Origin of the sequence: Saccharothrix longispora (assembly GCF_031455225.1) — a bacterium.
Classification (GTDB): domain Bacteria; phylum Actinomycetota; class Actinomycetes; order Mycobacteriales; family Pseudonocardiaceae; genus Actinosynnema; species Actinosynnema longispora.
Window position 1 is genome coordinate 2,227,543 of sequence record NZ_JAVDSG010000001.1, and the last position, 22,869, is coordinate 2,250,411.

Genomic DNA, 22,869 nt, shown 5'->3' on the forward strand with positions numbered 1-22,869 from the left:
CGCACGGCGCACACCGCTCCGGTGGGCGTCGTGCGCGGTCAGGGCGTCGGTCGCGGGTCAGCCGCCGCTCGACGCCACCCGGTCCCGACACCGCCGCAGGTCCCAGGTCGCGCCGAACCGCCGGTAGAGCCGATCGACCTCGGCGAGCACCGTGTCCGCGGACGCGCCATCCGCGCCCGAACCTCGGGCGAGCAGGACCGCCGCGTCCTCCAGCACCGCCGCCAGCTCGACCGCGCGGCCGACCGACCGGTAGTGCCCGGCGACGCCGAGCAGCACGTGCGGGTCACCCACCAGCAGTCCCCGGCAGTGGGCCGCGGCGGCCGCGGCCCGCGCCGGGAGCACCTCCCGCGCGGCTTCCTCCTCGCACACCTCCAGCGCCTCGCGCGCCACGTCCCCCCAGTCCGCGTCCAGGGCGAGCCGCACCAGGTACGGGAGCCACTGGTGGCGCAGCACCAGCGGAGCCTCCTCGGGGCGCAGCAGGGGGGAGAGCACGCGGACCGCCTCGTCCAGGGAGTCCCGCTGCTCGGCCGCCAGCGCCCAGGCCACCAGCAGGAAGTCCGCGCTCTCCCGCTCGGCGGTGGTCATCCTGGCGTACGCGCCGACCGCGTCCAGGTGCACGGCGGCGTTGGCGCGCTCGTCGCGGTGCAGCGAGATGAGCGCCGAGACGCCCCGCAGCAGCGCGGTGCCGGGACCGGGTTCCCGGACCAGGTCGAAGGTCAACCCCCGCGCTTCGCGGTTGACCCCGCTCAGCTCCACCAGCGCGCGGTCCCAGTCGCCCGTCCAGTAGTGGTGCACGGCGAAGGGGACCTGCATCCTGGCCGACAGGCCGTGGTGGGAGACCGCCGTCCGGGCCTCCAGCAGCGCGGTCTCCGCGTCGTCGAGGCGGTCGAGGTTCTGGAGCGTGAACGCCCGGTTGTCCAGCAGGTCGCAGCGCGCCTCGACCAGCTCAGGCCGTCCGTCCAGCGCGGCCAGCCCCTCCTCCACGTGTCGGAGCGCCTGCGCGTGGTCCCGGCGCAGCGTCGCCACCAGCCACCTGCTGCGCGACGCGTAGGCGGCCTCGCAGGCGTCACCGGCCGCGACCGCCTCGGCGCGCACCCGCTCGGCGTCGGCGTCGGCCTCGTCGAGGTCCGCCGCGGCGCTCCGGCGCAGCCCGGCCAGCAGGGCGTGGTGCCGGACGCGCCAGATGGCGGGCACGCCCCGTGCCCGGACGGCCCCCTCCAGGACCGCCAGGGCTCCCGCCGTGTCGCCCGCCCGGCGGCGTGCCAGTGCGAGCAGGTGCCGGGCCTCGGCGGCGTCCGCCGGGTCGGCGATCTCGACCAGGGCCTCGGCCACTTCTGCACCCGGGTCGCGCCCGAGGTGGAACAGGGCGCGGAGCAGCGACATCCACAGCGCCGCGCGCTCCGCCCCTCCGGCCGGGGTCGCGGCGAGCACCCGCCGCAGCAGGTCGACCGCGAGCAGCGGCGCGCGGTCGACCACCTCCTCGCGGTGGGTCACCAGCCACCGCGTGGTCCAGGCGTCGATCACCGAGGACTCCACCGTCAGGTGCTCCGCCACCCGGTCGGCGGGCGCGCCCGCCTCGGCGAGCGCCTGGGCGGCCTGTCGATGCAGTGCTACTCGCAGTGACTGCGGCACCCCCTTGTAGAGGGTCCATCGCACGAAGGGGTGACGGAAGGCGAGTAACCCGTCCGACTCGGCCACCAGGTGGGCCGCCACGGCCTCGTCCAGCGCGCGCAGCAGGTGCAACGGCAGCCGGCCCGTCACCGCGGCCAGTTCGCCCACGTCGAACCGCATGCCCAGCAGCGCGGCGGAACGCAGCACCGCGCGGGTGTCCTCGGACAGGTGCGCCAGGCTCTTCCCCACCCCGTTGCGCAGCTGGTAGACGCTGTCCGACAGCACGGTCTCGTCCACCTCCGCGACCCCGTCGACCACCCGCACGCAGCCGTCGCGCACCATCAGCTCGGCGATCTCCAGCGCGTACAGCGGGTTGCCCGCGGCGATGGCGGCCAGGGAGCGCAGCGCGGGACCGGACGAGGCGCCGACCACCGAGCCCACCAGTCGCTCGGCGTCCGCCGCCGACAGCGGCGCCGGTTCCAGCACCACGCCACCGCCCGCCACCACGCTGTCCCGCAGGTGGCCCACCCCCGCCCGGGAGCGGTCCGGCCTGGTGGCGCCGACCAGCAGCAGCGGCAGGTGCCCGGTGGCGCCGACGAGGCGGTCCCAGAACAGCAGGCTGGCGTCGTCGGCCCACTGGAGGCCGTCGAGCACGAGCACCAGCGGAGCGGTGGAGCACAGGTCCGCGACGAGCCCGAGCAACCGGTCCACCGGGGCCGTCCGGTTCCACCAGCGCTGCGCCGCCGGGTCGCGCAGCTGCCCGGCCAGGTCGGCGCGCCGCCGGTCGGCCGAGGACGACGTGACGTCCAGGGCCTCCAGTACGACCTGGAGCGGGAAGCGGGCGCTCAGCTCGTCGGTCGTGCCCCAGGCCACGTGGTGCGGTCTTCCCGTCGAGCCCGCCAGGGCGGTGACCAGCAGCGCGGTCTTCCCGACACCCGCCTCGCCCTCCACCCAGACCGCCCGACCCCGACCCGCGAGCACGTCGTCGAGCGCACAACCCAGGGCCTCCAGCTCCGCCGCCCGCCCGACCAGTCCCCTCGGCGGCAGCCGCACCGCCGAGGGCTGGACCCGCAGCAGCGAACCCTGCGCAGGAAGGGCCGAAGGGCCGCTCAGGACGACCTGGTGCAGGTCGCGCAGCGCCTGCCCGGGAGCCAGGCCCTCCCGGGCCAGGGCCACGCGGGCCTCGCGGAAGCTCTCCAGCGCCTCGGCGTGCCTGCCGCCGCGGTGCAGCGCCAGCATCAGCAGTTCGCGCAGCGACTCGTCCAGGGGGTGCAGGCGCACCAGGTCGGTCAGCTCGGCGACCAGCCCGCCGTGCTCGCCCGACTCCAGCCGCGCCCGCGCCCGCAGGCGGATCGCGTCCAGTCGCAGGCTCGCCAACCTGCGGCGGGCCTGCTCGGCGAACGGGCTGCGCAACCCGGCGTAGCCCTCGCCCGACCACAGCCCCAGCGCCTCGTCCAGCAGGGCGGCCGCACCGGGCAGGTCACCCGCCGCGTACCGCCGCTCCGCCTCCAGCCGGGTGCGCTCGAACACCTCGCTGTCCAACGCCGAGCGGTCCAGCCGCAGCGAGTAGCCGTCGGAACCCGACACCAGCGCGTCCCGCGCCGGACCGAGCGCCCGCCGCAGCCCCGACAGGTAGGTGTGCAGGTTGCCCGTCGCGCTAGCCGGCACCGCCGAACCCCACACGCCCGTGATCAACGTCCGCTGCGACACCACCTGGTTGGGATGCGCGGTCAACACCGCGAACACGGCCTGCTGCCGGTTCGAGCCCAGTGGCACCTCGCGGTCGTCCGACCACACGCGCAGCGGTCCGAGAACCTCCACGCGCAAACGACCGCTCACGTCCTCCACCACCTGGCTCCTCCGATCCACACCGCCGCCCGGTCGTCGACGCGTGTGGGATGCCATCTAGCCGTCTCCGAGACGCCATTTTCCCCTGCTTGAGCGGAACTTGATGGACGGGTCGCCTGTGTGCGCACTCCTGATCGGACTTTTGGGCACCGGCGGGGGTTGACATCTGCTGCCCCGGAGGCGGGGTGCCCAAAACTGTGGCGGTGCATCGCGGCGCCGTTCGGCGCGTGGATCAAGCGCACATCCATCAAGGGGAAGCCCATGAATGCACCGATTTCCACCACTACCCCTGGCCTCACCCGGGCCGCCGGGTTGCTCCAGGAGACCCACGGCTTCACCACCCGGGGCTCCCAGGCCGTCGCTGACACGGTGAACGTCCTCCGCGTCAGCTGGACCGGTGAAGCCTTCAACATCTACGAGAGGTCCATGCAGGCCTGGTTCCAGGACTGCAAGGCCATCACCGACGCGCTCGCCTCCATGATCCTCCTGGTCCAGGAGCACGCGACCACCGCCACCCGGGGTGAGGACAACAACGTCCAACTCGCCGCCTCCATCCCCACCGGCCCCGATCTGGGCATCTGACCCATCCCGCGAAGGAGACCACGACGTGACGAACTACACGTTCGACCAGCGCATGGCCGACCAGGCCCGCGACCAGATGGCGGAGGTCAGCGTCCAGCTCCGGAACATGCTGGGTCAGCTGAACCAGGAGCTGGGGACCGCGCTGCAGGACTGGAGGGGCGAGGCCCGGCTGGCGTACGAGGCCGCCCAGAAGAAGTGGAACGCCGCGGCGGATCGGATGCCGAGCAGCCTCCACTCCGCCGAGGTCGCCCTCCAGAACATCACCAACGGTTACCTGCGCGTCGAGCACACCGGCGTCAACGCCTTCGGGGCGCACAACACCAGGTGATCACCCGGCCGCGCCGGGTCACCCCGGCGCGGCCGGCCCACGGGAGGAGGAGCTCATCCGATGAAGCTCGACTGGGACAAGGTAGACGACGCCAACGCCTACACCGGCGACACCACGGCACCGCCCGCGGGCACCTACCAGGGGGACGTGCCGGACCTGGACGACAGGGTTCCGCCCCCGCCCCGGAAGACCGGCGACACCGGCGCGACCGTGGTGAGCACCGACGCGCTCAGGACGTTCGCGCGCAACCTCCGCCAGCTCAGGGAGCTGCTGGAGGAGGCGTTGAAGACGCTGCGGGGCGTCGACATCGCTCCCGGGGCCTTCTACCACGCCACCGACCTGACCACGAAGCTCACCGGGGGTCTGGTGCCCTCGGTCGAGGAGTTCCTGATCAAGGCGATCGACGCGCTGGAGATGACGGCGCGGAACCTGGAGCAGCTCGCCCACGACTACGACACCACCGAGGAGCTCAACGGGCTCACCGCGGTGAAGCTCAACGAGCACATCCAGGACGCGGTGGGCTACATCAACCAGACCACCGGGATCACGAACCCCAACCTCGGCGGCGGGGGCACCGACCTCGGCGGTCCCGCCCCCGACGACGACGCTGACGGTGACACGGGCGACGAGGCCGACGACCCCGACACCAAGGACTGACGGACCAGGACGAGCTGAGGGCGATCGAGGATGAGCACTCCGGAGGGGCCGGATACCAAGACCAGCACGACCACCACGGACAAGGAGACCGGTGCGGTCTACGGTGTCGGCGGTGGCGGCGGGTCGGCCGCGGATTACGACGCCATGGACTGGAAGCAGATCCAGGCCGTGATCACCGGTGCGGCCGCGGTCGGCAAGACCGACGCCGACGGTCGCCCGATCAGTCGGGACCTGCTCCAGGAGCGCACCAAGACGGTGTCCGATCCGGCGTCGCTGTGGAACGCCGCGACAGACCTGCGCTGGGTGCAGGAAGCGCTCGGAGCGGTCGCTGTCAGCCTCGATCAGCAGGTCGAAGCCCTCACCGGTGAAGACGGGCCCTGGCAGGGGGAGGCGGCCACCCAGTTCCAGCAGGCGCTGATGAAGCCGCTCACCCAGGCGTTCCGCAACGCCGCCGAGCAGATCGGGGGCGGTCCTCTGGGCAGCCAATCGGCTCCCAACCAGTTGTGGAGCGCGGGCGACCACCTGGAATGGGCCCGCCAAACCGTCTGGGAGATCAACCGGCACTACACCAACGAGATCATCCGGATCGCGGAGGCGTACGACGGCCACGACCTGCAGCACGATCCCCGGACCGGGCAGCCGATCATCGACCCCCGGGGCGGGCACAGCAGCATCGAGTACCGGATGGACAACGGCAACATCTGGATCAACTGGAACCAGCAGGTCGTCGACATGATGAGCAACGACATGCGCAAGGTGCTCAAGACACTCGCGGCCAACTATGACAACGTCAGACTCCAGAAGCAGGCCCAGCCCGTCCCGACACCGGGGCTGGGCGGTGGCCTCGGCGGGGGGATGAGCCAGGAAGAATTCGACGACCTGTTCGGCAACCGCGGTGATGTGGACGGCCCGAACATCCCGGAGTTCGACTTCGACGACCTGTTCAGCGACCGCGGTGACGGCGGAGGTGGTCCGAACCTCCCCGAGGACCTGGAGTTCGACAACCCGTTCAAGGACCTCGACCTCGACCTCGGGAACGGCCAGGACGGTCCGGGGGACCCGACTTCGCCGGATATCCGGATCCCGCAGTCCGGCCTGGGGGACACCACACCGCCCAGCGTCAAGGAATTCGACCTCTCGGGCGCCAATCCGCCGTCGGGCAGCGGCCTCGGCGGCCTGGACGGCTCCGGGCAGCCGGAGATTCCCGGTCCCGGCGCCTTCAACCCGGAAGGACCGCCGGGAGCCGGCTCGCTGCCGGGGGTGGACCTGACCTCTCCGGGGGGCGTGCCCCCGTTGTCGTTGCCCGACCCGGCGGCGTTCACACCGGGGGAGTTCACACCGGGAGGGGTGGGGTCGGGTGCGCCCGGCGGACTGCCGGGTATCGTCCCGCCGCTGCCGAACCCGGCCAGCGGGATACCGCTGCCGACCACCGGCGGCATCCCGCGCCCCGCGCCGTTCAGCCCACCCGGCCGATCGGGCGCGGGAGCACCCGGCTCGGGCCCTGGAATGCCCGCCGAGTTCACCGCCACCCCGCCTCCCTCGCTGGACAGCGCGGGGCCGTCCCTGCCCCCGGACCTCGCTTCGCCCGCGGACTGGGTCGCCGGAGAGCCCCCGGCCCTCGGCACGTCCCCTGGTGACCGGGGTGCGCCGCCGATGATGCCGCCGATGGCTCCGATGTCGCCTCCTGGTGGTGCGTCGGCGGATCGTTCGGACGCTTCGGGTCTGATCGGTGGCGAGGTGGCGCCCTGGGAGGGCTCCGGACTCCCTGGTCTGGGTGATCCGCAGAGCCCGGCCGGTCTGGAGTTGCCGTCGGTGGAGCCGGAGGAGTGGGCTGCGCCGCAGGGTGGTGGTGTGCCGGTGGGTGGTGCGTCGGGTGCGGGTATGGGTGCGCCGCCGATGATGCCGCCGATGGCTCCGATGTCGCCTCCTGGTGGTGCGTCGGCGGACCGTTCCGATGCTTCGGGTCTGATCGGTGGTGAGGTGGCTCCGTGGGAGGGTGGCGGGTTGCCGGATGTCGGTGAGCCGCAGGGGTTGACCGAGGTTCCGTCGGTGGGGCCGGAGGAGTGGGCTGCGCCGCAGGGTGGTGGTGTGCCGGTGGGTGGTGCGTCGGGTGCGGGTATGGGTGCGCCGCCGATGATGCCGCCGATGGCTCCGATGTCGCCTCCTGGTGGTGCGTCGGCGGACCGTTCGGACGCTTCGGGCCTGATCGGTGGCGAGTCGCGGCCGTGGGAGGCCGGCGGTTCTCCCGGTGTGGGTGAGCCGCAGGGCTTGACCGAGGTTCCTCCGGTGGAGCCGGAGGAGTGGGCTGCGCCGTCGCAGCAGCAGACGGGTGTTGTGGGTGGTGCCGGTGTGCCGCCGATGATGCCGCCGATGGCTCCGATGTCGCCTCCTGGTGGTGCGTCGACGGATCGTTCCGATGCTTCGGGTCTGATCGGTGGCGAGTCGCGGCCCTGGGAAGGCGTGGGACTGCCGCCGTCGAGTGATCCGCAGGAACTCCGGGACGTGCCTCCGACCACGCCACAGGAATGGGCCGTGGCTCCGCAGGGAGCGGTCCCGACCAGCGACGCACCTGTCGTGCCCGTTGAGCCCGTCGTGCCCGTCGAGCAGGTGACGCCCGCCGTCCCCGTCGTACCCGTCGCGGAGCCGGTCGCGTTCGCCCCGGAACCGCCGGCACCGCCGCTGCCGGTCGCGCCTGCGGAAGGGGCCATTCCGCCGTCGGTGCCCCCGGCTGCCGTGGTGCCCCCTGCGGTGGTAGCGCCCGTCGTGGTGCCGCCGATGGCCGCGCCGCCGGCGGCGGTACCGCCCGCGACGAACCCGCCCGCGACGAACCCGCCCGCCAGGCAACCGGATCGCGTCGGTGGTGAGGGCGCCTCGGGCGGCCCGCGCAGGGAACGGGAGATCGTCACGGCCGGCCTGGTGCCAGGGCACGTCGAGCCGGCCGCGCCGCCGGCCGTCGACGAGGACGTCGTGCCGGTCATCGACTTCGACGCCGACGAGGACACGAGCGCCTGGGGTGCGGTCGGAGCCGGAGGGCTGTTGTGGCTCGCCTCCGGGGCGTCCGGAGGCGACCGCGACGAGGAGCAGGAGTCCACACCGGACTACGCCCTGCGCGACGACGCCCCGTGGCAGCACTCGTCCAGCACGGCGGTCCGGGTGCAGCCGACGCCCGCTCCCCGCCCGCGCGAGAACTCCATCCCCAAGCCCTACTACCCCGACGACAGCGTGCTGATGGCGGGTGACCAGGAGGTGCCCGAGGAGGTCGAGGACGTCGTCGAGCCCCAGGAGGACGAGGAGGCCGAGCGCACCGCGGGCGACCTGCTCAAGCAGGACGAGCGGGTGTGGGGCGCTCCGGTGGCCCGCACGCCGGGGGTCATCGAATGAGCACCACCACGGTCAAGCGGCGACCCCGCGCGGCGGGCCCCGAACTGCCGGAGGGGCAGGAGGAGCTCCAGGAGCCACCGGTGATGCCGGAGCCCGCCGCGCGGGACTTCGGCTCCGCGCTGATGTTCATCCCGATGGCCATCGGTCCGATCGCGATGATCCTGGTGTTCTCGTCGGCGGGCGCCGGCGCGTCGCCGATGATCTACGTGATGGGCGGCTCGATGGGCATCGCCATGATCACGATGGGGCTGAGCCAGCTCGGCCGCGCCGGCTCCGAGCGCAAGCGCAAGCTGAACTCCGAGCGCCGCGACTACCTGCGCTACATCGACCAGTTGCGCACCCGGGCCCGCAAGACCGCCGACGAGCAGCGCGCGGCGGTGGCCTGGAACAACCCCGACCCGTCGTGGCTGTGGTCGGTCGCGCGCGGTCCGCGCCTGTGGGAGCGGCGCGGCAGCCACGACGACTTCGCCCGCGTCCGCATCGGGCTGGGCACCCAGCAGGCGGCGATGGAGTTCACCCCACCGTCCACCAAGCCCATCGAGGACCTGGAGCCGCTGTCGGCGATCTCCCTGCGGCGATTCGGCGAGACCTACCGCACCGTGGGCGGCATCCCGATCTCGGTCGGGCTGCGCAGCTTCACCAGCGTGGAGTTCGCGGGAGACCCGGACGCGGCGGTCGAGCTGGTGCGGGCGATGCTCGCCCAGCTGGTCACCTTCCACGCGCCCGACGAGCTGCGGGTCGCGGTGCTCGCCGGTGAGGCCACCCAGCCCGGTTGGGACTGGGTCAAGTGGCTGCCGCACAACGTCCACCCGACGGCCCTCGGCGCCGGCGGTCCGCTGCCGATGCTGGCGTGCGACCACGACGAGCTGATGACCCTGCTCGGGCCCGAGGCCACCGGGCGCGGTGAGCACGACAAGTCCGCCTTCCCCAGCGTCACCGAGCCGTTCCTCGTGGTGGTCGCGCACCTGGCGCACGTGCCGAGCTCCTCGCCGCTGCTCGGCGGCGGGCTGCGCAACACGGTGCTGCTCGACGTCACGGGCGTGATGCCCGGCGGGGCCAAGGTGCTGCGCCTGACCTGCCGCGACGACGTGGTGGAGTTCGCCGTGGGCGACGGCACCGGCACCGCCGTGCGGGACCGCCTCAGCGGGGTGCGCGCGGAGGCGCTGGCCAAGCTCCTCGCCCCCAAGCGCACCAGCGGCACCATCGACGTGGTCGAGCGGCCGTTCGAGCAGGACTTCGAGCTGACCACGCTGCTGGGCATCCGCGACCCGCACACGTTCGACGTGGCCGCCCAGTGGCGGAACAAGACGCCGCAGCGCGCCCGGCTCCAGGTGCCGATCGGCGTCACCGAGGACGGCGAGGTCGTCGAGCTGGACCTCAAGGAGTCGGCGCAGGGCGGCATGGGGCCGCACGGGATGCTGATCGGCGCGACCGGTTCGGGCAAGAGCGAGCTGCTGCGCACCCTGGTGTGCGCGCTGGTGGCCACGCACTCGTCCGAGGTGCTCAACCTCGTGCTGGTCGACTTCAAGGGCGGCGCGACGTTCCTCGGCATGGACCGGCTGCCGCACACCTCGGCGATGATCACCAACCTGGCCGACGAGCTGCCGTTGGTGGACCGGATGCAGGACTCGCTCAACGGCGAGATGATCCGCCGCCAGGAGTTGCTGAGGGAGAGCGGCCACTCCTCGCTGTTCGACTACGAGAAGGCCCGCCTGGCGGGCGGCCAGCTGCCGCCGCTGCCGACCCTGCTCGTGGTGGTGGACGAGTTCAGCGAGCTGCTGGGCAGCAAGCCGGAGTTCATGGAGCTGTTCGTCTCCATCGGCCGGTTGGGGCGCAGCCTCGGCGTGCACCTGCTGCTCGCGTCGCAGCGCCTGGACGAGGGCCGCATCCACCGCGTCGAGGGCCACCTGTCCTATCGCATCGCGCTGCGGACGTTCTCCTCGATGGAGTCGCGCAGCGTCATCGGCGTCGGCGACGCCTACGAGCTGCCCTCGGCGCCGGGCAACGGCTACCTCAAGATCGACACCACCACGCTGGTGCGCTTCAAGAGCGCCTACGTGTCCGGGCCGACGGCCGTGGCCGCCCCCGTCGGCACGACGGAGACGACCGCCGTGGCGCACAGCCGGGTGCTGCCGTTCCACACCCACGCCCACCCCCTGGAGCACGTGCAGGCCGTCGAGGAACCGGACGAGGAGGAGGAGCGGGACGAACCGGAGGTCGCCGCGGACGCGCCGAGCCTGGCCGAGGTGCTCATCGACCGGTTGTCCGGCGCGGGCGCCGCCGCCCGTCAGGTGTGGCTGCCGCCGCTGGCGAACGCGCCGAGCCTGGACACCCTGCTGCCCAGCGTGCTGCCCCACCCCGAGTTGGGCATGACCGTGCTGGACGCGGCGGTGCGCGGGCACCTGCGCATCCCGGTCGGCGTGGTCGACCGGCCCTACGAGCAGGTGCGCGAGATCCTCGCCGCCGACCTGTCCGGCTCGGACGGCCACGTCGGCGTGGTCGGGGCCCCGCAGACCGGCAAGTCGACCCTGCTGCGCACCCTCGTGCTCGCCCTCGCCGTCACCCACACGCCCGAGGAGGTCCAGTTCTACGGGCTGGACTTCGGCGGTGGCGGCCTGATGTCGATCAGCGGCCTGCCGCACGTCGGCTCGATCGCCACCCGCATGGAGCGCGACCGCGTCACGCGCACCGTGCAGGAGATCACGCAGATCATGGAGCGGCGCGAGCAGGCGTTCGCCGAACGCGGCTTCGAGTCGATGAACGCCTACCGCAAGGCGCGCCGCACCGGCGCGATCGACGACCCGTACGGCGACGTGTTCCTGGTCGTCGACGGCTGGTTCACGATGCGCCAGGACTACGCCGACCTGGAGGGCAGCCTCACCGAGATCGCCGCGCGCGGCCTGTCGTTCGGCATCCACCTCGTGGTCAGCTCCTCCCGCTGGTCGGAGATCCGCCCGTGGCTGCGCGACGTGCTGGGCACCCGCTTCGAGCTGAGGCTGGGCGACGCGATGGAGTCCGAGGTGCAGGGCCGCAAGGCCGCCACCGTGCCCAACCAGCCCGGCCGCGGCCTGACCAGCTCCGGCTACCACTTCCTCGCCGCGCTGCCCCGGCTGGACGGCAGCTCGGACACCGACGACCTGACCTCGGTCACCAAGGCCATCACCGAGGAGATCCGCACCTTCTGGCCGGGCCGCAACGCGCCCGCCGTGCGGCTGCTGCCGACCAAGCTGCCCGTGGTCGAACTGCCCCCGCCGGACGGGGACCTGCGCGTGTGCCTAGGGCAGGACGAGCAGCGGCTGGCACCGGTGTGGCACGACTTCTCGGTGGTGCCGCACCTGATCGCGATGGGTGACGCGGAGACCGGCAAGACCAACGCGCTGCGGCTGGTGCTGCGCTCCGTCGTCCAGGGCTACCGCGCCGACCAGGTGAAGATCGTGCTGGGCGACTCGCAGCGCGACCTCGACGGCATCGTGCCCGACGACTACCTCGCCGGGCACGCGGTCAGCAACGACGCGCTGGCCGACCTGGCCAACAAAGCGGCCGTGTCGCTGCACAAGCGCATCCCGGGGGCGGACATCTCCTCCGACCGGCTGCGCCGCCGCGACTGGTGGGACGGCCCGCAGCTGTTCGTCGTCGTCGACGACTACGAGCTGATGGGTGCCGGCTCCGGCATGGGCACACCCCTGGACGCCCTGCTGCCGATGCTCGCCCAGGGCGTGCACATCGGCTTCCACCTGATCATCGCGCGCAGCAGCGCCAACGCCATGAGAGGCATGATGGACCCCGTCCTGCGCCGGCTGTGGGAACTGGGCACCCCCGCGTTGTTGTTCTCCTACCCCAAGGAAGAAGGAAAGTTCCTGGGCGAGGCCCCGCCGCGCACGCTGCCGGCGGGCCGGGCCCAGCTCGTGACCCGGCGCGGCGTGAAGCTCGTGCAGACCGGGTTCGTGCCCGTGCCCCAGCTCGCCGGGGACCGGTCGTGACGGCCGCCGCGGCGCTGTGCCGCGTCACCGTGGTCGGACCGGCCGGCAAGGCAGACCTGGCGGTGCCCGTGGCGACGCCGGTCGCCGAGCTGATCCCGGTGCTGGTCGAGCACGTCGTGCCCGAGGAGGAGCGCGGCGCCGAGTACGGCTCCTGGGTGCTGCAACGGCTGGGGGAGGCCCCGCTCGACCCGGACGGCACACCGGAGACCCTGGACTGGCTCGACGGCGACCAGTTCCACCTCTCGCCCGCCGAGGACCCGCTGCCGGAGTTGGACTTCGACGACGTCGCCGAGGGCATGGCCACCGCGATCGGCAGGCAGGGCGACCGGTGGAGCGACGCGGCCAACCGCAGGCTGTTCCTGGGCCTGTCGGCGGTCGTGCTCGCCACGATCGGCGCCGCCCTGTTCGCCGCGCCCACCACGATGGCGTTCGCGCTGACGGCGGGCACCCTGGCCCTGGTGCTGCTGGTCGCGTCGGTCGCGGTCGCCCGCACCAGCGGTGACCGGCCGCTGTCGGCCATCGCCGGGGTGGCCGGGTGCGGGTTCGCCTGGCTGACCGGCCTGATCGGCCTCGCCGGCCCCGACGGCGAGGTCGCCCCCGTCGGGGTGCTCGTCGGCGCGGTCGCCGCCCTCGCCTGCTCCCTGCTGCCGCTCGTGCTGCAACGCCTCGTGGTGCGCGACCTGCCGGTGGTGCCGTTCGGCGTGGTGGTGGTCCTCGCGCTGGGCGCCGTGCTCGCGGGCTGGCTGCTCCTGGGCGTCGAGCTGAGCGGCACGCAGACCGCCGCCGTGACCGGCACGACCTTCTTCCTGCTCACCCTGTTCACGCCGAAGATCGCCACCCGCGCCGCCCGGCTGCGCGGCCCCCAGCTGCCCCGCACGGCCGAGGAACTCCAGATCGACGTCGAGCCCGAGCCCGCGGCCGACCTGGTCGCCCGGACCCGGCAGGCCGACCAGTACCTGACCATGCTCGCGGTGGGTGCCGCGCCGGTGCTCGCGGTGGCCGTGCCCGTGCTGTTCACCGACGCCGCCTGGTCCGGGCACGTGATGGCCGGGCTGCTGACCGCGCTGCTGCTGCTGCGGGCCAGGGAGTTCCGCAACGTCGTGCAGCGCACCGCCCTGTCGCTGGCGGGCACGTGGTGCGCGCTGTCGCACGCGGTGGTGCTGCTCGCGCTGCTCGAACCGGTCTGGCGGATCACCGGGCTGGTGGCGCTGCTGGGTGTCGCGGTGCTGCTGGTGGCCGCCGCGCTGCGCCCGCTGCACCGCCGTCCGCTGCCGCTGTGGGGGCACCTCGCCAACGTCCTGGAGATCTGCGCGGGCGTGGCCGTGCTGCCCGTGCTGCTCCAGGTCCTCGCCGTCTACGCGTGGGCGCGCGGATTGGCCGGGTGAACCGTGCAGACCCAGCGCGACCACCTGCACGCCTACCAGACCATGGTCGGGCGGATGAGCTCCGCCCTGCTGCTCGGCGACACCAGCCACGGCGAGCCGCCCGCCAAGCGCGCCCTGTTCGGGCTGGTCATGGGCATCGTGCTGGCACTGCTGATCGGCGTCGGCTTCGGCGTCTACGGCCTGATCAAGCCGGGCGGCTCGCAGGCGTGGAAGCAGCCCGGCGCGATCCTGGTCGAGGAGGAGACCGGCGCGACCTACGTCCACCGGGGCGGGGTGCTCGTGCCGGTGTCCAACCACGCGTCCGCCCTGCTGCTGGTCGGCGAGGGCGCGCACGTCGAGACGATCAAGCGGGTGTCGCTGGCGGGGCTGGAGCGGGGGCCGGAGGTCGGCATCGAGGGCGCACCCGACGCCGTGCCGGACCGCGCCGCCCTCGTCACCGGGCCGTGGCTGCTGTGCCTGGCGAAGTCCGGCGGTGGCATGGGGCTGGACCTGGTGCCCGGCGCGCAGGCCGCGGACGCGGGTGACGACAGCCACCTGTGGGTCGCCTCCGCGGGCCGGCAGTACCTGCTGTGGGGCAACCGCAAGCACCGGTTGGCCGACGACACCGTCCCGGTCGCGCTGGGCCTCGGCACCGGACCGCCGGTCGCGGCACCACCCGCGTGGCTGGACGCCCTGCCGGACGGCCCCGTGATCGGCGCCGCCGACGTGGCGGACGACGGGAAGGGCGGGCCGTCGGTCGCCGGCGCGCCGCGCCGGATCGGCGACCTGTTCGAGCAGGCCACCGCGGGCGGCGGCACCCAGCACTTCGTGCTGCGTGAGGACGGCCTCGCGCCGCTGTCGCGGATCGAGTCGGTCCTGGTGCAGGCCAAGCTGCGGCGCGGCGTCTCACCGCTGGACACCGCCGCGCTCGCCGCCGCCCCCCGCTCGGCCGACACCTCGCTGGTCTCCCGCCTGCCCGCCCTGGACCGCACCACCTCGCTGCTGGACGGCGACGGGCCCGAGCGCGCGGTGTGCCTGCGCCAGCGGCCCGAGGGCGCGCGGGTGGTGAGCGAACTGGTGACCGCCGACCCCGGGCACAGCCCGGCGCAGGCCACCGGGACCACCGCCGCCGTGCGGCTGAAGCCCTCCTCGGGGGTGCTGGCCGCCGCCGTGCCCGTGGCGGACGGGCGCAAGCCGGACCGCTTCCTGATCACCGATCGGGGTGTCAAGTACTCGTTGCCCGACGACGGTTCGGTGGCCGCGCTGGGGTTCGGCGGCATCGCGCCGACCCCCGTGGCCGCCGATGTGCTCGCCGCGGTGCCCACTGGGCCCGCGCTCGCGCGCAGCGCCCTCGGCGTGGTGGAGAAGAGAGGCAGTTGACATGAGCCCGATGACCGAACGGCGCGGCGGCGTGGAGATGACCAGCCGCATGATCGGCAACGCCCTGGTCGTCCACCCCCGGGACCAGTTGACCCCCGAGGCGCGCAACCTGGCCCTTGTCGTGGCCGTGGACCCCCACCACGACCTCGTCGTGGTCGACCTGCCCACGGGCAGCCCCTTCTCCGCCTGGGAATCGGTGGCGGACCTGATGCCCCGGCCCCGGCGCGGGGTGCGCATCGTCATCGGAGGCCGGTCCCGCGAGACCACCGCGCTGGCCGGCCAGTGGCTGGCCGAGCGCCTCAACCGACCGGTGATCGCCCCCGACGGCGCGATCCTGCCGGGCGTGGGCGGCTCGCTGTTCGTGGACGCCGGGCGGCACAGCGGGTGGATCAGGTTCCAGCCGGGCAAGCCGCCGCGCTGGGAGTCCAAGCGCTTCCCGAAGCCCATCTGGGAGTCCGAGGCGCTGTCCGACCCCGTCGCCACCAGCGCCACCGGCATCGCCGAACCCCTCGGCGGCGGGGTGTGGATCAGGCCCGCGTGCGACGACGGGCAGCTGCGGGTGCACCGCGCCCGGTTGCAGGAGAACCTGCCGTGCCAGCCCGACGTGCTCACCCTGGTCCTCGGCTGCCCCGGCGCGCCGTCGATCTCGTTCGACGACGTGGCCCGCTTCTGGGCCGGCCTCCCGACCCAGCTGAAGGGGCGGACCAGGCTGCTGCGCTACGGGCAGCTGTCCGCCTCGGACGGCGGCTCCTCCGAGCAGGCGCTGACGAACTTCATCGGCGACGAATTGGTCTGGTACACCGGTCTGCCCGTCGGCTCCGTGGTCGACCCCGACGTCTACACCATCCGCGCCGGCGGGGCGCCGGGCTGGCGCAGCGCCGCGCGCGAGCTGTCCTACACGCCCCAGCCCGAGGGGACCACCCCGCCACCCCGGCTGGTCAGCCACCGGCCGCCCGTGCACGGCGTGTCCGAGGTGGGCCCGGCGGTGTACTGGTACGCGCCCGACGCGGTGGTGGAGGTGGTGCCCGCCGGCATGTGGGTCCGCCCGCCCGAGGAGCCTGAGCACGCCGACTCGGTGCGGTCGACGCCGGTCGACCCCGAGCGGCACCTGATGCTGTTCGAGGCCCCCGACGAGGCGACCGCCGGGCGGATGAGGGCCCTGGCCGACGACCTGGTCGCCCGCCTGGACCCGACGACGCGCTGGATGAGCGACGTGCTGCCCGCCGCCGCGCGCGCCATCGTGCGGCCCGGCGTCCGCTCCACGGGCCGCGCGATGGCGGGGATCGACGAGGAACCGGACCGTGAGGTCGCCGCCGCGCCCCCCGTCGCCGCGCCGTCCGCCTCCGTGCCCTCCGTCTCCGCGCCACCCGACGGCACGCGTCCCGGCGCGCCGGTGGTCGAGGCGGCCACCGAGTTCGTGGCCGGACCCGTGCCCACGCCGGTCGTGGACCTGGTGCCGGTGGGTCACGAGTTGGACGCGGAAACCCGGCGCCAACCGGGCATCGGCAGTCGGTTGGCGCCCGACCGCCCCACACCGGACGACGCGCCGGTGCTCCCCTCGTCGCTGCGCACCGAGTCGGGCTTCCCCGCCACCCAGGGTCCGTCCGCTGCTCCGACTCCCACTGCCCCGACTCCCGGTGCCTCGATTCCGAGCCCTCCGCCCCCGCCCGGCCCCACACCCCCTGTCACCCCCACCCCGCCGCCCGCGGTGCCCGACGCGCCGACCGCACCCCCGGCAGCGGCGAGCCCCGCGCCGCCGGTCACCGTCGCGCCGGTCGCCGTGCCGCCCGCCGGCGTCTCGCCGGTCGCCGCGCCGACGACCGGGGGAGGTGCCCAGGCTGTGCCGCCGGTCGGCACCAGACCTGTCGGCGCACCCCCCCTGAGCGGTGGGGCCGATGTGCAGCCCCCCGACACGTCGGCCCCACCACCCCGTGACCAGGCGCCTGCCGGGCCAGCCGAGGCGACCGGACCGACCGGGGACACCAGGCCCGGTCCGGCCACCCGGGTGCAGCCCGTGCCCGCCGCGGCGGCGGCTGCCGTGGTGCCCAAGCGCGGCCTGGACGACGAGCGCACCTGGTTGCGCAAGACCCTCAACCAGCAGTTCTCGTCGGTGGCGAACTCGGTGGCCCGCGTGCTGTCCGAGCACCCCAGCTTCCAGGGGTCCACCGGCCGCTCGTCCGACCTGCTGACCGACGCGGTGGCCGTCCGCCTCTACCTGTCCCCCGAGGGGGACGGGGTGGACGACGCCCTGCGCACCGCCGTCGTCGGCCCGCACGTGCCGTTCGCGCGCTGCGCGGTCTCCGGGTTGAGCCGCCTGCCCTCGCACCGGGGCATCGCCGTGTTCACCACTTCGATGACCGAGCAGGAGTGGGAGCTCTACCGGGGCCGCAAGCTCGTCACCGAGTGGGGGTTCCTCAACGCCCTCAGCGCGCCCTGCGCACGCCAGGAAGGCGACGTGGACGTGCTGGTGTGGTCGATGACCGGTCGGCGCACGCGGCTGCTGGAACCGGAGGTCAGCGGCATGACCGACCGGGTGCTGTTCGTCCCCGGCACCAGCTTCAAGGTGCTCGGCCTGACCGAACCCGCCGAGGGCGGTCGCGGCCGGGTCCTGTTGCGCGAGCTGGCCGCGGGGGAGATCGACGCCACCGGCCGGGTGGACCGCAACCGCGTGTCGCTGGACGAGTTGGCGGCGGTCGCGCTGCGCGGCAGCGCCGACAAGTGGGCCTCGGCCTCGCGCGACCCGCGCACCCCTGCGTACGCGGTGCCCAGGTTCCACACGTTGCCGGGTCTGGTCCGCAGTGCCCGAGCGGAGAGGTCGCAGGCATGAACCGACAGTTGCTCGTGGTGGCGCAGAACCGGCTGGACGCGTACCCGACGATCGGCGCGGCGCTCACCGACGCCCGCGACGGCGCGATGATCAGTGTGCTGCCCGGCCGCTACGACGAGAACCTGGTGCTCACCAGGATGGTGACGCTCAGCGCCGAGGAGGGACCGGGCACCGTCGAGGTGCGCGCGGCCACCGGCAGCGTCGTCGTGGTCGACGCGGAGGCCGTGCGGCTGACCGGCCTGGTGCTGACCGGCGCCGCCGACGACGTGGCGGCGCTCGACGCCCGGCGCGGCGAGGTCGCGCTCGACGGCTGCCGCGTGTCCAGCGCGTCGTGGGCCGCCGTGCTGGCCAGGGGACGCGGCCGGGTCTCGCTGCGCGGGTGCGCGCTCACCGCGACCGGCGGCGCGGGCCTGGTGGTCACCTCGCCCGCGCAGAGCAGCGTCGAGGACACCGAGATCGCCGACGCCGCGTCGTCGGGCGTGGTGGTCGCCGAGGACGGCGTGCTGGTGCTGCGCCGCGTGCGGGTGCTGCGCGCGGGCGGCAACGGCATCTGCGTCAACGGGCGCGCCCGCGCCGTGGTCGAGGACTGCGAGGTCGTCGACACCGGCAAGCCCGCCGTCGTGGTGGAGGGCGAGGCCGCCGCCGACATCCGCGACCTGGAGGTCAGCGGCAGCGGCAGCCTCGACCTGTACCTGACCAGCACGGGCGAGGTGACCGTGGCCGAGTCCCGGTTCACCGGTGCGGGTGTGCAGTCCGCGCACCTCGCGGGCGCGACGACGCCCCTGCTGCGCGCCTGCCGGTTCGTCGGCGCGGGCCGCAACGCCGTCCAGGTGACCGGTTCCGCCGCGCCGCGCTTCGAGGACTGCCGCGTCGACGACAGCCCGATCGGCGTCGTCGTGGACGGCGAGGCCACGCCCCGGTTCACCAAGCTGTGGGTCGGCGGCTCCACGCACGGCGCGGTGCTGGTGCGCGCCGAGGCCCGGGTCGAACTCCGAGGGCTGCACGCGGAGCCGGCGTCCGGCCCGACCGTCGCCCTGTCCGGGCGGTCGACCCTGCTGCTGGCCGACGCCGAGGTGTCGGCGGGCGACGGGATCGGGCTCGACCTGTCCGGCGAGGTGAGCGCCGAGGTCGGTGACCTCAGGGTCGCGGGCCGCGCCGAGCACCTCGTCTCGCTCTCCGGCGGCGCCCGCGCCACCGTGGCCTCCGCGCTGCTGCGGGGCGGCGGCCTGCGCGTCGGGGAGAACAGCATGGCCACCGTCCGCGACGGCGAGGTCGTCGCCGCCGCCGCGGACGGTTTCGAAGTCGCCGGCGGGGCGTTGAACGCCACCAGGTGCCGCGTCCGCGACGCCCGCCGGCACGGCGTCCACGTGCACAGCGGCGGGCGCGCCGACGTCCAGGACAGCGAGGTCACCGGCAGCGCGGGCGATGGTGTGCTGCTGGACACCGAGGAGGACGCCTCCGTGGTCGGCTGCACGGTCACCGGCAGCGGCGGCACACCCGTGCACCGGCGCGTCGAGCACGACCGGCTCACCGTCACCGGCCTGGTCACCGACGAGCGCCAGGTCGCCGTCGGGGTCGGGCCCGCGCCCGCCGAGCGGCCCGGAGCGGACCGGTTGCCCGGCACCCGGCCGACCGGCGGCGCGAACGGGGACCCGGACGGCTCGGTCGCCCTGGACGGGCCGTTGGCCGACCTGGACTCGCTGATCGGCCTGCACGGCGTGAAGCAGGAGGTCATCGGCCTGATCAACCTCATCCGGATGAGCCAGCGCCGCAAGGAGCTGGGCCTGCCCATGCCGCCGATGAGCAGGCACCTGGTGTTCGCGGGTCCTCCCGGCACGGGCAAGACCACCGTCGCCCGGCTCTACGGCTCGGTGCTGGCGGAGTTGGGCATCCTCTCGCGCGGGCACATGGTCGAGGTCGCGCGCGCCGACCTGGTCGCCCAGTACATCGGCGCCACCGCGATCAAGACCGCCGAGGTCGTGAACAAGGCGATGGGCGGGGTGCTGTTCATCGACGAGGCGTACACCCTGTCGAGCCAGTCCGGGGGCAGTGGCCCGGACTTCGGCCAGGAGGCCATCGACACGCTGATGAAGATGATGGAGGACCACCGCGACGAGATCGTGGTCATCGTCGCGGGTTACTCCGAGCTGATGGAGAAGTTCCTCGCCTCCAACCCGGGCCTGGCCTCCCGCTTCACCCGCACCATCGAGTTCCCCAACTACAGCGTCGACGAACTCGTCACCATCACCGCCAACCTGTGCCGCAAGCACTACTACGAGCTGTCCGACGACGCGGTGGCGGCACTGGCCGACTACTTCGACCGGGTGCCCAAGAACGACACCTTCGGCAACGGCCGCGTGGCGCGCAAGCTGTTCGAGGCCATGGTCAACAACCAGGCGTCGCGCCTGGCGAACGAGCCTCCGGCCAAGGACTCCGACTTCAACCGGCTCAGCGCGGCGGACCTGGCGCCGGAGATCGCGGCCCTCGGTGCGGCGGCTCCGTCGGCCGGCGGTCCCGACGTCGGCACGGACCCGGCCGCCGCGCTGGCCGCCAGCCGCGCCTGGCGACGGCTGAGCGCCCTGCACGGCCTGGCCGACGTGCGCGAGGCGCTGGGGCGCACCGCGTTGCGGCTGTGCGGGCTCAAGCAGCGGCGCAGGCCCGTGGCACGGCAGGCCAGCGCGGTGCTGGCCGGCCCGCGCGGCACCGGCCGCAGCGAGGTGGCCCGGCTCTACGCGCAGGCCCTGGCCGAACTCGGCCTGCTCGACGCGGGCCACGTCGTGCGGGTCCGCGTCGGCGTGGACCTGTGCCCTCGGTGGCCGGGCCAGGCCGCCAGCCTGGTGGGCCGCGCGTTCGAGGACGCCGCGGGCGGGGTGCTGGTGCTCGACGCCGACGCCGGGTGGCTCACCGACTCGGTGGAACGCCGGGTGGAGACCGCCGAGGCGCTGGTCGAGGCGGTCCGCCGGGACGCGGACGGCGTGGTCGTGCTGCTGCTGGGCGAACGGGGCGCGGTGCGCGACCTCCTCGGGCTCGACCACCTGCTGGCGGAGTGCTTCGCCGAGGCGTGGGAGTTCACCGAGCACGACGTGGACGACCTGGTGCGGATGGCGGTGCGACACCTGGCGCGGCGCGGCCACGACGTGCCGGACGACGCGATCGCCGCGTTGCGGGCCCGCGTCGAGGGGTCCGCCGACCGCACCGCGCACGGGGCGCACCAACTCGCCGACCGCCTGGCCGCCACCGCCGCGTCCCGCACCCTCACCGCGGCCGACCTGCGTTCACCGGCGTCGGGCGGACTGGCCGCCGTGGGCTGATCGGGCAGACCCGGTTTCGCCAACAGGTCACCCGCGCCCACGGGCGTTGTCCGCGCGCCCACCCGCACCGCATCGTTGACCGAGGAGGTCGTCATGCCCAGTTCGCACACCGAGCAGTTGGACCAGCTGCTGTCCCAGTTCCAGGAGCAGCAGCGAGCCATGGTGGAGATCCAGCGGCGGCTGCGGGAGATCCGCGCCACCGCGACCGCGCCGCGCAAGGTGGTGTCGGTGACCGTCGGGCACGGCGGCCTCGTCACCGACGTCAAGTTCCCCACCCCCGCCTACAAGAAGATGCCGCCCGCCGAGCTGGCCGGTGTCCTGGTCGACACCATCACCGACGCGCAGCGCAAGGCCGCCGACGAGGCCGCGGCCCTGATGGCGCCGCAGATGCCGCCCGGCCTGGACGCCAAGGCCATGTTCTCCGGCGAACTCGACATCGAGGCGTTCACGCCCCCCGAGTCGGGGTTGCCGGAACCTCTGCGCGCCGTGCTCCGGACCGAGGGCTGAGGAGAAGACGATGGCCGCCGACAGATCGGGAACCACCGGCGGGGAGGCCCTGGACGTCACGGTACCGCCCGTGTCCCTGCCCGACACGACACCGGTGCCGCGCGGCACCGGCGAACCCCTCACCGTCGACACGGACAAGCTGCGGGCCGCCGCGGCGCGCTACGGCGTCCAGGCGGGCGTCTTCCACGCTCTCGCCGAAACCTTCAGCTTCCTGCTCAAGCCCCCGATCAAGCGCACCATGGATGAGGCGATGGGGGACGAGACGGTCGAGAAGTTCGTCCCGGCCTACCTGGAGACGACGAACCTGATCCTGACCGGGATCCAGAACATCGGCAATGCCCTGCACGGCATCGCGGATGGCGTCGGCCTCCTCGCCCAGGGCCACGAGAAGACCGAGGACAACAACATCCAGATCGCCCGGGGCGCCCTGATCTCCCCCGCCACGTCGGGCACCTCGGCCCCCGACGTGAGCCAGGGGGCCGTGGTGCCCGGGACCACCGGCGAACCGGTCCCGCCCCCGCCGTCACCGACGACCGGGCCGCAGCGCAAGGGCGTGGTCCACGGCCGGGGGGCCACCGATCAGCGCGACTGGAGCGGGATCGGCATCCCGTCGACGCCCCAGGAGTTGGTCAACGCGCACGGCGAGAAGATCGGCGTGCTGGCCCCGCTGGGCGCGGACGTGCCCGGCGGCGGTGAGCGACTCGTCCTCACCGGCGCGGACGGGCGGTCGAAGGGCTTCTTCCAGTCCTACGGCGAGCACACCCTGGACGAGGCGGTGGAGGGCGAACTGCGGCCCGGCGTCCTGGCGCCGTTCGCGCCGTCCAGGGAGGAACCGCCTGTGGAGCCCGGTGAGGAGATGGGGCCGGTGTCCTTCCCGTCGGAGGTGTGGGCTGCGACGCCGCCGGGGGAGGGGGATCTGTCGACGCCGCTCCCGGGGGCGGGTGTGGAGACGTTCCCGGCGGTGGAGGGGGTTCCGGTGACGCCACCGGAGGAAGGGCTGTGGGAGCCGGCCACGGAGTCGGACGTGTTCGCGGCGACGCAGGGGGTGCCCGCCTCCCGTGCCGACGACAGTGATTCCTAGAGCGGCTCCCAG

12 protein-coding genes are annotated in these 22,869 nt (G+C 73.8%); 11 read left to right on the top strand and 1 reads right to left on the bottom strand.

The genetic code is table 11. The annotated features are described in order from the left end of the window. Positions 1 to 57: 57 nt before the first annotated feature. Positions 58 to 3,450 carry an ATP-binding protein gene (locus J2S66_RS09135; protein WP_310306181.1) on the bottom strand — a complete coding sequence of 1,131 codons (3,393 nt, stop codon included), beginning with the start codon at positions 3,448 to 3,450 and terminating at the stop codon, positions 58 to 60. 270 nt (positions 3,451 to 3,720) lie between these two features. Here J2S66_RS09135 and J2S66_RS09140 point away from each other — a divergent pair, with 270 nt between their 5' ends. The 11 genes from J2S66_RS09140 (at position 3,721) to J2S66_RS09190 (ending at position 22,857) form a co-directional block, all read left to right on the top strand. After that, entirely contained in the window at positions 3,721 to 4,041 is a 321-nt protein-coding gene (locus tag J2S66_RS09140; protein WP_310306183.1) for a WXG100 family type VII secretion target, read from the top strand. Between the two features lie 25 nt (positions 4,042 to 4,066). Beyond that, complete coding sequence (locus J2S66_RS09145) at positions 4,067 to 4,369, top strand: WXG100 family type VII secretion target (protein WP_310306185.1); 303 nt, start codon at positions 4,067 to 4,069, stop codon at positions 4,367 to 4,369. Positions 4,370 to 4,429: 60 nt separating this feature from the next. Then, the gene (locus tag J2S66_RS09150) at positions 4,430 to 5,026 is read left to right on the top strand and encodes a hypothetical protein (protein ID WP_310306187.1); all 597 of its coding nucleotides are present in this window, start codon (positions 4,430 to 4,432) and stop codon (positions 5,024 to 5,026) included. A 30-nt stretch (positions 5,027 to 5,056) separates the two neighbouring features. Continuing rightward, positions 5,057 to 8,407, top strand: a complete 3,351-nt coding sequence (locus J2S66_RS09155; protein WP_310306189.1) for a WXG100 family type VII secretion target — start codon at positions 5,057 to 5,059, stop codon at positions 8,405 to 8,407. Further along, positions 8,404 to 12,387, top strand: coding sequence for a type VII secretion protein EccCa (gene eccCa, locus J2S66_RS09160; RefSeq protein WP_310306191.1), 3,984 nt, complete (start codon positions 8,404 to 8,406; stop codon positions 12,385 to 12,387). The genes J2S66_RS09155 and eccCa overlap by 4 nt, the downstream gene beginning before the upstream one ends. Beyond that, positions 12,384 to 13,772 (top strand): type VII secretion integral membrane protein EccD, encoded by a 1,389-nt coding sequence (gene eccD, locus J2S66_RS09165; RefSeq protein WP_310306193.1) that lies wholly within the window; start codon positions 12,384 to 12,386, stop codon positions 13,770 to 13,772. The genes eccCa and eccD overlap by 4 nt, the downstream gene beginning before the upstream one ends. A gap of 3 nt (positions 13,773 to 13,775) precedes the next feature. Beyond that, positions 13,776 to 15,131: a type VII secretion protein EccB gene (gene eccB, locus J2S66_RS09170; protein WP_310306195.1), complete on the top strand. Its 1,356-nt coding sequence runs from the start codon at positions 13,776 to 13,778 to the stop codon at positions 15,129 to 15,131. A 1-nt stretch (position 15,132) separates the two neighbouring features. Next, entirely contained in the window at positions 15,133 to 17,958 is a 2,826-nt protein-coding gene (locus J2S66_RS09175; protein ID WP_310306198.1) for a hypothetical protein, read from the top strand. After that, the gene (locus J2S66_RS09180; RefSeq protein ID WP_310306200.1) at positions 17,955 to 21,269 is read left to right on the top strand and encodes a right-handed parallel beta-helix repeat-containing protein; all 3,315 of its coding nucleotides are present in this window, start codon (positions 17,955 to 17,957) and stop codon (positions 21,267 to 21,269) included. Before J2S66_RS09175 ends, J2S66_RS09180 begins: the two co-directional genes overlap by 4 nt. Before the next feature lie 93 nt (positions 21,270 to 21,362). After that, positions 21,363 to 21,776 (top strand): YbaB/EbfC family nucleoid-associated protein, encoded by a 414-nt coding sequence (locus J2S66_RS09185; RefSeq protein ID WP_310306202.1) that lies wholly within the window; start codon positions 21,363 to 21,365, stop codon positions 21,774 to 21,776. A 10-nt stretch (positions 21,777 to 21,786) separates the two neighbouring features. Next, positions 21,787 to 22,857, top strand: coding sequence for a hypothetical protein (locus J2S66_RS09190; RefSeq protein ID WP_310306204.1), 1,071 nt, complete (start codon positions 21,787 to 21,789; stop codon positions 22,855 to 22,857). Positions 22,858 to 22,869 lie beyond the last annotated feature (12 nt).

Excerpts from the sequence above, each read along its gene's own strand:
- J2S66_RS09140 (WP_310306183.1), top strand. The coding sequence starts at position 3,721 with ATGAATGCACCGATTTCCACCACTACCCCTGGCCTCACCCGGGCCGCC.
- J2S66_RS09150 (WP_310306187.1), top strand. The coding sequence starts at position 4,430 with ATGAAGCTCGACTGGGACAAGGTAGACGACGCCAACGCCTACACCGGC.
- J2S66_RS09155 (WP_310306189.1), top strand. The coding sequence starts at position 5,057 with ATGAGCACTCCGGAGGGGCCGGATACCAAGACCAGCACGACCACCACG.
- eccCa (WP_310306191.1), top strand. The coding sequence starts at position 8,404 with ATGAGCACCACCACGGTCAAGCGGCGACCCCGCGCGGCGGGCCCCGAA.
- J2S66_RS09175 (WP_310306198.1), top strand. The coding sequence starts at position 15,133 with ATGAGCCCGATGACCGAACGGCGCGGCGGCGTGGAGATGACCAGCCGC.
- J2S66_RS09180 (WP_310306200.1), top strand. The coding sequence starts at position 17,955 with ATGAACCGACAGTTGCTCGTGGTGGCGCAGAACCGGCTGGACGCGTAC.
- J2S66_RS09185 (WP_310306202.1), top strand. The coding sequence starts at position 21,363 with ATGCCCAGTTCGCACACCGAGCAGTTGGACCAGCTGCTGTCCCAGTTC.
- J2S66_RS09190 (WP_310306204.1), top strand. The coding sequence starts at position 21,787 with ATGGCCGCCGACAGATCGGGAACCACCGGCGGGGAGGCCCTGGACGTC.